This window comes from Frankia sp. CcMO1, assembly GCF_977945845.1.
In genome coordinates, this window is the sequence record NZ_CDWTMG010000031.1 from 1 (window position 1) to 13,305 (window position 13,305).

General features: G+C 71.4%; 11 protein-coding genes and 1 pseudogene. 2 read left to right on the forward strand and 10 right to left on the reverse strand.

The genetic code is table 11. The features are described 5' to 3' along the window. Positions 1–295 precede the first annotated feature (295 nt). The 6 genes from AC08OU_RS06585 to AC08OU_RS06610 all read right to left on the reverse strand — a co-directional run bounded on the left by AC08OU_RS06585 (position 296) and on the right by AC08OU_RS06610 (position 7,289). On the reverse strand, positions 296–1,705 hold the full coding sequence (locus AC08OU_RS06585; RefSeq protein WP_476599548.1) for an acyl-CoA carboxylase subunit beta: 1,410 nt from the start codon (positions 1,703–1,705) through the stop codon (positions 296–298). A 205-nt stretch (positions 1,706–1,910) separates the two neighbouring features. After that, entirely contained in the window at positions 1,911–3,137 is a 1,227-nt protein-coding gene (fabF, locus tag AC08OU_RS06590; protein ID WP_462186200.1) for a beta-ketoacyl-ACP synthase II, read from the reverse strand. After that, positions 3,134–3,382 (reverse strand): acyl carrier protein, encoded by a 249-nt coding sequence (locus tag AC08OU_RS06595; protein ID WP_011437861.1) that lies wholly within the window; start codon positions 3,380–3,382, stop codon positions 3,134–3,136. The genes fabF and AC08OU_RS06595 overlap by 4 nt, the downstream gene beginning before the upstream one ends. 176 nt (positions 3,383–3,558) lie before the next feature. After that, positions 3,559–4,506, reverse strand: coding sequence for a beta-ketoacyl-ACP synthase 3 (locus tag AC08OU_RS06600; protein WP_476599546.1), 948 nt, complete (start codon positions 4,504–4,506; stop codon positions 3,559–3,561). Continuing rightward, positions 4,503–5,525 carry an ACP S-malonyltransferase gene (locus tag AC08OU_RS06605; protein WP_476599544.1) on the reverse strand — a complete coding sequence of 341 codons (1,023 nt, stop codon included), beginning with the start codon at positions 5,523–5,525 and terminating at the stop codon, positions 4,503–4,505. The genes AC08OU_RS06600 and AC08OU_RS06605 overlap by 4 nt, the downstream gene beginning before the upstream one ends. Before the next feature lie 216 nt (positions 5,526–5,741). Continuing rightward, positions 5,742–7,289, reverse strand: coding sequence for a PucR family transcriptional regulator (locus tag AC08OU_RS06610; RefSeq protein WP_476599542.1), 1,548 nt, complete (start codon positions 7,287–7,289; stop codon positions 5,742–5,744). Positions 7,290–7,513: 224 nt separating this feature from the next. Here AC08OU_RS06610 and AC08OU_RS06615 point away from each other — a divergent pair, with 224 nt between their 5' ends. Continuing rightward, positions 7,514–7,720 (forward strand): RNA-binding S4 domain-containing protein, encoded by a 207-nt coding sequence (locus AC08OU_RS06615; RefSeq protein ID WP_173645788.1) that lies wholly within the window; start codon positions 7,514–7,516, stop codon positions 7,718–7,720. Between the two features lie 68 nt (positions 7,721–7,788). On the opposite strand, the gene AC08OU_RS06620 is transcribed toward AC08OU_RS06615, so the two are convergent. The 3 genes and pseudogenes from AC08OU_RS06620 to AC08OU_RS06630 all read right to left on the reverse strand — a co-directional run bounded on the left by AC08OU_RS06620 (position 7,789) and on the right by AC08OU_RS06630 (position 10,006). Then, positions 7,789–8,316: a lytic transglycosylase domain-containing protein gene (locus AC08OU_RS06620; RefSeq protein WP_462186196.1), complete on the reverse strand. Its 528-nt coding sequence runs from the start codon at positions 8,314–8,316 to the stop codon at positions 7,789–7,791. Between the two features lie 85 nt (positions 8,317–8,401). After that, positions 8,402–9,157: pseudogene (locus AC08OU_RS06625) on the reverse strand (tyrosine-protein phosphatase). A gap of 84 nt (positions 9,158–9,241) precedes the next feature. Continuing rightward, positions 9,242–10,006, reverse strand: coding sequence for a NeuD/PglB/VioB family sugar acetyltransferase (locus AC08OU_RS06630; RefSeq protein WP_476599539.1), 765 nt, complete (start codon positions 10,004–10,006; stop codon positions 9,242–9,244). Between the two features lie 160 nt (positions 10,007–10,166). On the opposite strand from AC08OU_RS06630, the gene AC08OU_RS06635 reads away from it, so the two are divergent. Then, positions 10,167–11,183 carry an NAD-dependent epimerase/dehydratase family protein gene (locus AC08OU_RS06635; protein WP_476599537.1) on the forward strand — a complete coding sequence of 339 codons (1,017 nt, stop codon included), beginning with the start codon at positions 10,167–10,169 and terminating at the stop codon, positions 11,181–11,183. A gap of 145 nt (positions 11,184–11,328) precedes the next feature. Here the strand turns inward: AC08OU_RS06635 and AC08OU_RS06640 are convergent, their stop codons facing one another. Beyond that, the gene (locus tag AC08OU_RS06640; protein WP_476604501.1) at positions 11,329–13,278 is read right to left on the reverse strand and encodes a polysaccharide biosynthesis protein; all 1,950 of its coding nucleotides are present in this window, start codon (positions 13,276–13,278) and stop codon (positions 11,329–11,331) included. Between the last annotated feature and the right edge of the window lie 27 nt (positions 13,279–13,305).

The following is a 13,305-nucleotide window of genomic DNA, read 5'->3' on the forward strand; positions in this document are numbered from 1 at the left end:
TTTTTCAAGAGGAAGACGGCATAAGAGATTGACTCTTGTCTCGTGGGCTCGGAGAAGGTATAAGAGACAGGAGTGGCCCTGGCGATACGGGCGGGGTGTCGGTTGGAGTTCACCGCATCGCGGCCCGCTATGCGAAGCGCCGGCTGCGACCCGAGGTCCGCGGGTCGCAGCCGGCGCGTGGCGGGCGGCTGCCATGGTCGCCGCCCGGTTACCGGGATCTTGTGTTATCGGGGATCCGGTGTTATCGGGGATCTTGTGCTGCCGGAATCCCAGTACTAACGGGGGGATCCGGATGTTACAGGGGGATGTTGCCGTGCACGTTCTTGTCGGTGCGGGAACGGGTCAGTGCGTCGGCGAGGGCGGAGGCAACCGCGCCCCGGGTGGCGGCGGGGGTGACGACCGCGTCGACGACGCCGAGTTCCACGGCGCGGTCGATGCCACCGACGGTGCGGATGTGCTCCTCGGTCAGCTCCGCCAGGACGCTGGGGCGGCGCTGGGCCGGGACCTCGGCGAGCTTGCGGCGGTGCAGAATGCCGACGGCGGCCTCGGCGCCCATGACGGCGACCTGGGCGGTCGGCCAGGCGTACACGGCGGTCGCGCCCAGGCTGCTGGCGTTCATTGCGATGTACGCGCCGCCGTACGCCTTGCGGGTCACGACGGTGACGCGCGGCACGGTGCATTCGGAGAAGGCGTAGAGCAGCTTCGCTCCCCGCCGGACCACGCCTTCCCATTCCTGGCCCACACCCGGCAGGTAACCGGGCACGTCGACGAGCACGACCAGCGGAACACCGAAGGAGTCGCACATCCGGACGAACCGGGAGGCCTTCTCAGCCGAGGTCGCGTCAAGGCATCCACCACGGCGCAGCGGGTTGTTCGCGACCACCCCGACGGTACGCTCGCCGAGGCGCCCCAGCACCGTCACGATGTTCGGCGCCCACCTCGGGTGCAGCTCGACGGCCTCGTCCTCGTCGTCGAGCACCGCCTTCACGAGCGGACGTACGTCGTAGGCCCGCCGGGGATTGTCGGGCAGCAGTTCCCCGAGCTCGCGTCCGGTGACGGGGCCGATGTCGCGCTGATCGGCCAGCAGCACCGCGACCGCCCGGGTCCGCTCGACGGCCTCGTCCTCGGAGTCGCAGGTCACGTGCACGACGCCGCTGCGCCTGGAGTGCACGTCCGGCCCACCCAGGCTGTCGGCGGTGCATTCCTCACCGGTCACCGAACGCACCACGTCCGGGCCGGTGACGAACACCTTCGCCCCCGGGCCCATGATGACGATGTCGGTCAGGGCCGGCCCGTAGGCGGCCCCACCGGCGGCGGCCCCGAGCACGAGCGAGAGCTGCGGGATCCGGCCGGAGGCCCGCACCGTGGCGGCGAAGATCCGGCCGACTCCGTCAAGCGAGGCGACACCCTCCTGAAGCCGGGCGCCTCCCGAGTGCCAGATCCCAACGACCGGGCAGTTCATCCGGACGGCGGACTCGATGGCATGAACGATGCGGGCACAGCCGTCGCGCCCCATTGCGCCACCCTGTACCGTCGGGTCGGTCGCGAAGGCGACGATTTCGTTCCCGTCGATAAGCCCTTGCCCGGCAACGACTCCGGACGTGTCGCCGACCGCGAATAGCGACAGGGTGTCTGAATCGAAAAACCGGGCGAGCCGAGCCTGAGGCGTGCGGGGGTCGACTCGGTCGATCGTGGACAGACTCACCGTGCGTCTCCTTGCCTGAGCGGCGTCGGACTGCTTCGCAGGAGGTCGATACGCGACCACCTGTGGTATGCGCCGGCTTCCGCTGAGCACTCGGTCCGGCGATCATGACGCTCGCCGGAACGGCGGGCGGTGTCGCGGCGGTGGTGGGGTGGCCGGCGCCGCGGCGGGTGACATCGGGTGGTGGTGCGGATGGTGGTGCGGCTGGTCAGGCGGTGAAGGCCAGGCAGATGTCGTGACCGCCGAACCCGAACGAGTTCGACAGCGCGGCGCCCGGGCCGATTGTCCGGTTGTCGATCCGCACGACGTCGAGCGCGATCTCGTCGTCGAGAGCATCGAGGTTGCGCGTCGCGGGAACCAGGCGTTCCCGCAGCGCCAAGACGCTGAACACGGCCTCGACCGCGCCGGCGGCACCGAGCAGGTGCCCGGTGGTCGACTTGGTCGACGTCACCGCGATCTCGTCGGTGTGGTCGCCGAAGGCGCTGCGCAACGCCAGCGCCTCCGCCGCGTCACCGGCGGGGGTGGACGTGGCGTGGGCGTTGACGTGGACGATGTCACGGGGTTCCAACGAGCCGGACCGCAGCGCCGCCCGGATCGCCCGGGCCGCGCCGGCACCGGTCGGCTCCGGCGCGGCGATGTGGTAGGCGTCCGAGCTGATGCCGGCGCCGGCCAGGGTGCCGTGAACCCGGGCACCGCGGGCGGCCGCGTGCTCGGCCGACTCGAGGATGAGGATCGCCGCGCCCTCGCCGAGCACGAAGCCGTCCCGTGCCTTGTCGAACGGACGGGAGGCGGCCTCGGGTGCGTCGTTGCGGCGGGACAGCGCCTGCATCTGCGCGAAGCCGGCCATGGTCAGCGCCGAGATCGCCGCCTCGCTACCGCCGGCGATCACGACGTCGGCGCGCCCGGCCCGGATGATGTCCAGCGCCAGCGCGATGGCCTCCGACCCGGAGGCGCACGCGCTGACTGGGGCGTGCACCCCCGCCTTCGCGCCGAACGCCAGGCCCACGGTGCTGGCCGGGCCGTTCGGCATGAGCATCGGCACCAGGTGCGGGGACACCCGCCGGGGGCCCTTCTCCCGGATCACGTCATGCTGGTGGAGCAGCGTGAGCACGCCCCCGATCCCCGAGGCCACACACGCGGCGAGGCGCTCCTGGTCGACCGCGGGTGAGCCCGCGTCAGCCCACGCCTCACGCGCGGCGGTCAGAGCCAGCTGCTGGCTGCGGTCGAGGGTACGAGCCTCGACCCGACCCAGCGGCGGCTCCACCGCCAGCGGCGCGGCGATCTGGACCGGGAGCTGCTCGACCCAGTCCTCGGTGAGACGCCGGACGCCGGAGCGGCCCGAGAGCAGACCCTCCCACGTCGAGGCGACATCGCCACCGAGGGGAGTGGTAGCCCCGAGGCCGGTGACGACGACCTGCCTGGGGGTCGTGGTCACGCCGCGACACCTGCCCGCTGAATGTAGGAAACCGCGTCACCGACGGTCTTGAGGGTCTTCACGTCGTCGTCCGGGATCTTCACCCCGAACTTCTCCTCCGCGGCGACGACCACCTCGACCATGGACAGCGAGTCCACGTCCAAGTCGTCGATGAAGGTCTTGTCGGCCGTCACGTCGGCCGGGTCGACACCGGCGACCTCTTCGAGGATGACGGCGAGACCGGCGAGGATGTCAGCTTGGGACATGATTGTTCCTCCTGATGGGATGTTGTCGGTCGGTGGCGGGTGGTGCGCGGGGCTGCCGCGTACCAGCGCGGAAGCGCGGGCGCCTGGATCAGGGGCGCGGTCGGGCTGGTGGTCATCGGACGCCTCGCCGCAGTGCGGTGCGGGACGGTCGCGGCGTCGAGGGTTGGTCGAGGTTGTCAGGGGCAGCGTACGAGCTGCCCGCAGTAGGTCAGGCCGGCACCGAAGCCGAACAGCAGCACCGGGTCTCCCCGGCGGATCTCGCCGCTTTCCAGCAACCGGCTGAGTCCCAGCGGAATGCTTGCGGCGGAGGTGTTGCCGGCGTCGACCACATCGCGGGCAACGGCGGCGTTCGTGGCGCCGATACCCGTCACCAACGCTTCGACGACCCGCAGGTTAGCCTGGTGCGGAACGATACCCGCGAGGTCCTCGGGTGCCACGCCGGCCTGCTCGCAGATCTGGCGGAGGACCGGGACCAGGGAGATCGCCCAGCGGAACACCGCCTGGCCCTCCATGCGGAAGACGTTGTCGCCGTAGCCGGGGACCTGGATTGTCTCGGGCCGGGACCCGTCGTGCCCCCAGACCGCGGGGCCGATCTCGTTCGTCTCCGCCGGGCCGACCACGGCTGCTCCGGCACCGTCGGCGAGCAGGATGCAGGTGCTGCGATCGTCCCAGTCGGTGTAGTCCGACAGCCTTTCGGTGGCCACCACGAGCACGTTGCGCAGGGTGCCGGCGCGCACCATGCCGGCGGCCGTCGACACCGCGTAGCTGAAACCGGCGCAGGCGCCGTTGATGTCGAACGCCCCGGCCTGGCCGGCCCCGATGCGATGGGCGATCTGCGGACCGGCACCCGGGATCTGGGAGGGAGAGGTGCAGGTCGCCCCGATCACCAGATCGATCGAGTCGGCGGTGAGGCCGGCGGCGGCGAGCGCCTTCTCCGCGGCCGCGGCGCCCATCGCGACGATGGTCTCCTCGTCGTCGGCGATGCGCCGGCTGGCGATGCCGGTACGGGCCTGGATCCAGGCGTCGGAGGTATCGACCCGCTGGGCGATCTCGTCGTTGGTCACCACCCGGGCCGGGCGGTAAACGCCGAGGCCGAGCATGCGGGCACCGGTCAGCTCGGTCATGCCTGCGCTCCCACCAGGGCGTCGTCCGTCGTCGAGCCCGGTGGAGTTCCGGGGGCCGGGCCCGCCGGGCTCGCGCTCAGGAGCTGGTCGCCGAGGTACTCGGCGACCAGCTCGCGGGCCGCGGGCAGGTCGTCGGGGCTCTTCACCGCGTGGATCGTGACACCGGGCAGTTCCCGGCGGGCGAGCCCGGCGAGAGCACCGGCCGGGGGGAGTTCGACGACCGCACCGACCCCGAGATCGCGCAGCGTCGCGAGACACAGGTCCCACCGGACCGGCGCCGCGACCTGGGCCACCAGCCGGCTGATCAGCTCGGCCGGGTCGGTGACGATCGCCCCGTCGGCGTTGGACAGCGCGGCGGCCCGCGGCACCCCGGGCCGGATGCCGCCCGCGACCGCGGCCAGCGCGTCGCGCGCGGAGGACATGTGCCGGGTGTGAAAAGCGCCGGCGACGGACAGGGGACGCGGCCGGACACCCGCGGGCGGCTCCGCGGCGAGCCGGGCGAGGTCGCGGGCGGTGCCGGCGGCGACGATCTGCCCGGCACCGTTGCGGTTGGCGGCGGTCAGGCCGAGTTCGCTCAACCGGGCGGTCACCGCCTCGGGATCACCGCCGAGCAGCGCCGTCATGCCGGTCTCGACCCGGGCGGATGCCTCGGCCATCGCGCGTCCCCGCAGGGCCACCAGGACGAGGGCCTCCTCGGCGGTGAGGGTACCGGTGAGGGCCGCAGCGGTGATCTCGCCGACGCTGTGACCGGCCAGCACCAGGGTGTCCGATCCGACCGGGGAGGTGACCGGCAGCCCGAGCTGTTCGGCCGCGACCAGCCCGCTCGCGACGATCAACGGCTGGGCGATCGCCGTATCCCGGATTGTCTCGGCGGGCGCCTCGCACCCGGCTTCGAGCAGGTCGATCCCGGCTGCGGCGGACCACCAGCGCAGCCGTTCCTCCGCCCCCTCGAGACCGCGCCAGGCGCGGAGCTGTCCGGGGGTCTGTGCACCCTGGCCGGGCGCGAGGATCGCGAGCACCTGTTCACCTAACCCTTCACGAGGACTGGTTGTCGCTGGCGGCTACTCACCGATGTGTCGACCGGATGTTGTAGGTGTCCTACAAACCGATCTGTTTGGATCGGACGTTACTGCGCGACGCTGACATCGGCCTGGAATGGCATGACGGACCTGCAAAGTAGTTCGATGTGACCATTCTCGCGCGGGGGTGAGAGGGGTGTGGGAGGACTTGAACGATCATGTTTTTCCTGTAGGTAACACACCGTCGAGGCGTCCCAGAACGAGCGCAATATGCAGGATGAAGCGTTCGCGGTGGTCCGCCGGATCCAGCCCGCACACCTCGGCGGCCTTACGGAGTCGGTAACGGACCGTGTTGGTGTGGAGATACAGCGCCCGGGCCGTCGCCTCCAGCGACGAGCCGAAGTCGAGATAGGCCCCGGCGGTCTCCAGTAGCGGGGTACCGGCGTCGCGCAGCGGGACGTACACCTCGTCGATGAGCGCCCGCCGGGCGTCAACGTTCCCCGCGAGGGCGAGTTCCGGGAGCAGGGCCCGGGCCATGACCGGCCGGGGCGCGGCCGGCCAGGCGGCGACCACGTCCGTGGCGGCGAGGGCGACCCGCGCCGCGTGCGGTGCCCCGGTCAGGTCACCGACCACCGGGCCGATCACCACCGGGCCCGGCCCGCAGGCGGGAAGCAGCGCCCGGGCCGCGTCGAGGACGGTGTTCACCGGCGCGGTGCCGCCGGCCGGGCGGGTACCCGCGGTGGGGGGAGGTTCGACGCTGTTCTCCGGCTGGAGGGTCATCTCGGGACGGCCGATGCCGTCCCTGCCGGCAGTGAAATTCCCGCCGACCACCATCACCAGGCGATCATGGTGGACCCCGGCGAGAACCTCCAGTTGGGCCATGCGGGCGAGCCGGTGCGCCTCGTCGACCACCACCTCCGGCGAGTTGCTCCCGGCCGTGCCGATGATGACGGTGACGGACGGCGGGTTACGCCAGCCCACCGCGGCTGCCCGTGACGGCAGTGCCCGGTCGACCTCGCCCCGGACCACGTGGTCGACGACCAGCGCCTCCAGCCGGGCATCCCAGGCACCGCGTTCCTCGGCGGCGCGGGCGTAGACGACCGCGCCGGCGAACGCGATGTCACGGGAGTAGCGCAGGACATCGGCGAGCAGCCGTTGCTCGTGCTCCGGGCCGGCCAGGTTCGGCACCTCGGCCTCGATCGCCTCCACCGCGACCCGGACCAGATCGACGAGCCGGCGGAAGGTCACGGCGCGGACGAGTTCCCGCGGGGCGACCCGGAAGACGTCCTCGGACAGATCCCGGGCGTGGTCGGGCCGCCGGCACCACTCCACGAACGACGAGATGCCGGCCTGCACCACGAGCTGAATTCCGGCGCGGTGACTGGCCGACATGGCTGGGAACCAGGGCAGCGCCTCCGCCATCCGGGCCGCCGCCCGGGAGGCGAGCATCCCGCTCGACCGTTCCACCCGGCGGATCACCTCGCTGGTGCTTTCTCCGCCGGGTGTGCTCCCGGTCGATGTGGGTCGGGCTTGGTCGCCGTCGGGTCTGGGGCTGGCCCCGCCGGCCGACCACGGATTGCCCAGATCAGGGATACGCGGCTCCGGGTAGTCGACGGATTGCTCCGGCACCGGCTCGGTTTCGGGGCTCGGCTCGGTCTCGGATGCCGGTGTGGGGACGGGGGGTGCCCCCGGTTCAAGGCGGGCTGTCCCGGTCGCTGCGTCCGAGGAGGAATCCGAGGAGGAGGCTGCCACGCCCGTCAGCATGCCTCAGCCGTCCCGCACCCCTGTGTATTGCGGGTCCCGGCACGTCGCTGGTCTCGGCGCATTGCCGGTCCCGGCAGGTGGCTCCGACGGGTGGTTCGGGATACCCCGGTCGGTCGGGCCTGGTCCCGGGCGTGGAATTCACCGAACGGGGGATGGTGCCGAGGCGGGAAGGCCACAGGAGCGGGAGTGGGGCGGGAGCGGAGGCGATGCGGGATGCTGCGGGTATGCGCGAGGTGAGCATTCGTGGAGACGGGATACGGCTGGGGCAGTTCCTCAAGCTCGCGGATGTGGTCGAGGCCGGGTCCGAGGTGAAGGAGCTGCTCGCGGGCGGGATGGTGCGGGTCAACGGGGAGGTCGAGACCCGGCGGGGCCGGCAGCTCGCGCCGGGGGACGAGGTTGCCGTGGCCGGCGAGGCACTCCGGGTCCTATGAGCCATCGCCACGACTCTGCCGGTCACCGGGCGTCTGCCGGTCACCGGGCGTCTGCCGGTCACCGGGCGTCAGAGCCGGTCGGAGTAGGTGTCCGCCCAGCCGTGGACCTTCGCCACGTAGGCCCTGGTCTCCTGGAAGTCGGGGATGCCCCCGGCGGTTCGCACGGCGCTCGGGCCGGCGTTGTAGGCGGCCAGGATCAGCGAGACCCGGTCGCCGGGTAGATACCCGACCTCCTGGGCGAGCCGGGCCTCGTAGAAGGCCGCGGACGGGATGGCGTCGAGCGGGTCGAGTGGGTCGGTGATCCCGTCGTGGTTGCCGTCGATCCCGAATTCGGCCCAGGTGGTGGGGAGGAACTGCATGATGCCCCGGGCGCCGGCGCGCGAGACCGCCTGCGCGTCGAACTTGCTCTCCACCCGGGCCTGCGCCGCGAGCTGCGCGGCGGTCAGGACACCGTAGGTCGCCGCCGCGGACCGGAAGACCGGGACCAGGTCGTCGGGCACGTCGAGGTGGGGGTACCGCAGTACGCCACAGCCGCTCATCAGGGTGATGACGATGAACGCGGCCAGGGTAGAACGTGCGGGCGCCCCATTGATCATCCGCACATTGTCCGTCCCCGGGATCGGGGGTGTCCCGTTGCCCACGTCGTCATGCCACGTCCCGAGGGTCTTCGTCCACGCGAAGCTATCCAACCAGGGCCGTGCGCAGTGACCGCAGGTCGGTCTCGGTGAGACCGGTGTGCCGAGCCCAGGCCGCGGGACCGCCTCAACCGGTGTCGACACCGGCCAGAAAGCCCCGCATGACCTCGGGCCGGCAGGCCAGCTGGCCCGAGGTGAGCGAGGTCACCGAGTGGTTATAGGACGGTCGGTCGGCCAGGCGGGCGTTGACCCGGTCGATGCGCTCGTTCGTCTGGACGTAGTCGGCGATGATCGCCTCGGGGTGCACGCCGACGAGACTGAGGAGCAGGGCAGCGAGCACGCCGGTACGGTCCTTTCCCGCCGCGCAGTGGAACAGGGCCGGGCCCGCCGCCGGCTGGGCCAGCAGGTGCAGCGCCCTGGCCACCGAGTCCCCGGCCAGGCGCAGGTAGTCCAGGTAGTGCTCGATTCGGTCGGCTGAGTCGCGGTCCTTGACGATGGCAGGGTAGCGCGGGTCGTCCGGCATCACCCATTCACCGGGGAGAAAGGACAGGTTGTGGTAAGCGACCGGTTCGTAGGCGAGCGGCCCGCGGCCCTCCCGCTCCGCCTCCTCCTTGGCCCGTAGGTCGATGACCATGCGTAGCCCGAATGTCTCCCGCAGCGTGAGCACGTCACCGCCCGTCAGGGCCTGGACGGAGTCGGTGCGCAGGAACACCCCCCATCGGGTGGTTGCACCGTCCAGGGTAGGCAGCCCACCCAGATCTCGCGCGTTATCGCAACCCGACATGTTGAACCATCGCTCCACACGCTGATCGTAGAGCCCGAGGTGGTGCCGCCGGGCCCGTTGGGCGCAGTCGGGTCAGGGGCGCAGTCGGGTCAGGGGTGCGGATCAGCCACACGGTGGGGCGTCCCGCTGACTGGGCGGAGGGCTGGCGAGCCTCGCCGTCGTGTGTGCCCCACCTGACTCGGGTTGCGGCTGCTCGGGTGCGGCGTGCTCGGGTGCGATGTGGATCGGCCGGGCGGGCACCCCGGCGACGACCTGCGCGGCCCGGATGTCGTCGGTGACGACGGACCCGGCTCCCACAACCGCTCCGTCGCCGATGCTGCGCAGGCCGACGATGCTCGCCTGCGCGCCGATCCACGCCCGCGCGCCGATGGCGACCGCACCGGAGAGCCGGGCCCCCGGCGCGACCGTGACATAGTCGCCCAGGCGGCAGTCGTGCGCCACGCTGGCGCCGATGTTCACCACTACGTGCCGGCCGGTTTCGACGTTGGTGGTGATGCTGGCGAGAGCACAGACGACGGTACCCGGCCCGAGCTTCACGTCACCTCCGACGCTGGCCCGGGGGTGGACGAGGGTCGCCGGTCGCCGGCCGCGGGCGCTGGCGTACCGGTCGACGCGGGACCGGGTGGCCGCGTCGGCGAAGCCGATCAGGTAGTCGGCGTCGAGCCGATCGAGCAGGTCGAGTCCACCGAGGAGCGCGGCTCCGCGCCGGGCGAGTGGATCCGGGTCCACGCGGTCGTCATCGACGAAGCCGAGGACGTCGTAGCGGGGACCCTCGGTGGCCGCGTTGACCGCCTCCACCAGATCGAGCAGTTCCCGGCCGTGCCCTCCCGCGCCCACGATGACCAGCGAGCGCAGGTGAGCGGGCACGCGGCGACCGTAGCCCCCTATCTAGACGAGTTCAATCTGACACTCAGAGTAGTCGATTTGACCTTCTGGATGGCGTGGTGTCGCTCTTCGTGAAGAGATAGCCGGCGCAGGCGACCGATTATACTACTATTCGTATCATCATTATCTCGAAGGGTGATGAATGGTGAAGGTAGTCGTGACGGGTGGGGCCGGCTTCATCGGGGCCCACCTGACCAGAGCGATCCTCGCGGCGGGCGCGGAGGTCGTCGTGATCGACGATCTGAGCACCGGGGCCCTGTCGAAGCTCGCCGGGCTGCCGGCCGAGCTCGTCGTCGGCAGCGTGACCGACCGGACGCTGGTCGAACAGGCGTGCACCGGAGCGTCGAGCATCGTGCACCTGGCTGCCCGGCCGTCGGTCGAACGGTCGTTGCTCGACCCGATGGCCACCCACGCGGTGAACGCGACCGGCACCCTGACGGTGCTCGGCGTCGCCCACCGGGCCGAGACGCACGTCGTCGTCGTGTCCTCCTCATCGGTCTATGGTGATCAATCGGCCGCTGGTGTTCAACCGGCGGCCGATGACCGGTCGGCCGCCGATGGCGCGGGCCCGCTGCCGCGGTCGGCGGGCACCCCGTGCCTTCCGCGCAGTCCCTTCGCGGCCTCGAAGCTCGCCGCCGAGGGATATGCGCTGTCCTACCAGGCCAGTTTCGGTCTGCCGGTGCTCACGGTCAGACTGTTCGACGTGTTCGGCCCGTACCAGTCCGCCGGGCACACGTACGCGGCCGTGGTGCCGACCTTTATCGAGGCTGCGTTGGCCGGCCGGCCGCTGACGGTGCACGGGGACGGCCGGCAGACGCGCGATTTCATCCCTGTCGAGCTGGTCACCGGGATGCTGTGCGATGCGGTGCGCCGCCGGCTGACCCATCCACACCCGGTCGACATCGGGTCCGGGACCCGTACCGACCTGCTCACCCTGATCGTCCGGCTGGAGGGGATCCTCGGCCGGCGGCTGGTCGTCGAGCACGCCGCGCCCCGGCCCGGGGAGATCCGGGACTCCCAGGCGGACACGACGACGATGCGTTCGCTGTTCCCGGACGCGCCCGGGGCGGATCTCACCACCGCGTTGACGGCAACCGTGGCCTGGTACGCCGACCGGCTGGGGGCGGACCGGGCACCGGCCCCAGCCGTCCTCCCGTGACGGCTGGGGCCCGTGCACCGGCGAGTGCGGCCCCCGTGCGAGGCGGCAGTGACGGCACGCCGTGACGGCACGCCGTGATGTGGATCGCTGTAACGATCCGCTTGCCATCGTCGGCATTCACGACTTTTTGACCTTCCCGAACGGGTTACCGGGCCGGGTGCGGTCGACGGTTGGACGCCGTGGGCTGGATGGGAATCCGCCCGGTCACGTCCGCGCCGGCCGGGACCTCGTCCGCCGCGGCGTCCGTGCCGGCGAGGGCCGCGAGTTCGGCCAGCACCTCTTCCGGCGGGGCCCAGGGATCGAGGGCGAGGGCATGGGTCGGGTCCAGGGCGGGCACGCCCACGTGCGAGATCAGCGGGTGGTGCGGTCGATGGTCGTCCTCGCCTGCGCCGAGGAGCTCCTCATGGAGCTTCTCGCCGCGGCCGAGCCCGGTGTAGACGATCTCGATCGGCCGGTTCTCCCGAGCCACGAGCCGGGCGGCCACGTCCGCGATGCGCACCGGCTCGCCCATGTCGAGGACGAGGGCCTCGCCGGGTGATCCCAGCGCCCCAGCCTGCAGGACCAGCTGCACCGCCTCGTGGATGGTCATGAAGTACCGGGTGACCTCGGGGTGGGTGACGGTGATCGGCCCGCCGGCGGCCAGCTGGCCGGCGAAGACGGTCAGGACGGAGCCGTTGCTGCCCAGGACGTTGCCGAACCGGACGCTGACCAGCGTTCCGCGGGCCCGGCGGGCGAGGCACGCGGTGAGCCGCTCGGTGATCCGCTTCGAGTAGCCGAGGGCGCTCGTCGGGTTCGCCGCCTTGTCCGTGGAGATGTTGACCAGCCGGTCGACGCCGCAGGCCACGGCCGTCTCCAGGATCGTCAGAGTGCCCCAGACGTTGGTCTTCACTGACTCGCCGGGGAAGCGTTCGAGCAACGGGAGGTGTTTGAGCGCGGCGGCGTGGAAGACGACCTCGGGCCGGCGCTCCGTGAACAGCGTGGTCATCAGGTCGATGTCGCGGATGTCGCCCAGCACGATGGCGTCGTCGTCGAGCATCGCCCGGCCGGAGATCGACAGCTGCACCGCGCGCAGTGCCGACTCGTCCCGGTCCAGCATGATCAGTTCGGCCGGCCCGTAGCCGGAGATCTGCCGGCACAGCTCCGAGCCGATCGATCCGCCCGCCCCCGTCACGAGCACCCGTCGGCCCGCGATGTAGCTCGCGGCGGCGGACATGTCGGTGCGGATCTGCCGCCGGCCGAGGAGGTCGGCGAGGTCGAGGTCACGGATGTCCCCGACGCCGACCCGCCCGTCGATCAGGTCCGCGACGCGGGGAAGCACCTTCACGGTCAGCCCGGCGCCCTCGGCGATTGCGCTGATCTCCCGCAGCAGTGTGCCGTCGGCGCTGGGGATCGCCACGAGCAGGGTCCTGGCCCCGGTCGACTCGGCGACGGCGCCGATCCGCTCCCGGCCACCACGTACCCGGACCCCGAGCAGCTGGAGGTTGTGCGTGCTCGGGTCGTCGTCGAGCAGCGCGACCGGGTAGTAGGGACTGTCCCGGGTGCGCAGCATGGCCGCCAGTACCCGTTCGGCCCCGTCACCGGCGCCGAACACGAGGAGCGGTTCGGCGTGGTCCCTGTTCGGCCGGCGGAGGTGTTCCTCGGTCAGCCGCCAGAGGTAGCGGATGCCGAACATCACGACCAGGGCCACCGCGCCGCCCAGCGGCGGCACGCTCAGCGGGACGGGTCTCGGGGAGCCGAACACGGCGATGACGACGACCACGCTGACGACCGTGAGCAGGACCGACACGAGCAGGCCGAGGACCTCCTCGAAGCCGCCGAAGCGGTAGCGCCCCAGGTAGAGGTGCAGGGCGGTGCCCAGGAAGTGGAGCACGCAGACGGCGAGCGTGCAGATGACCCAGAAGCCGAGATCGCTCAGCGCGCCGAGAGTGAAGTCCAAGCGGCCGATCTGGGCCGAGATGAGGCCCAGGACCAGCGCCGCGCTGTCCAGAGTGATCTGCAGGCCAACCCGCTGGCGGAGGTTGAGCCGGGAGGCGCGCCGTGCGATGTGTGCTGTCCACCGACCATGACTCACTCCGTCTACTCTACGTCTCCACATGGGGCCATAGAGTAAGCGTGGCTAAGA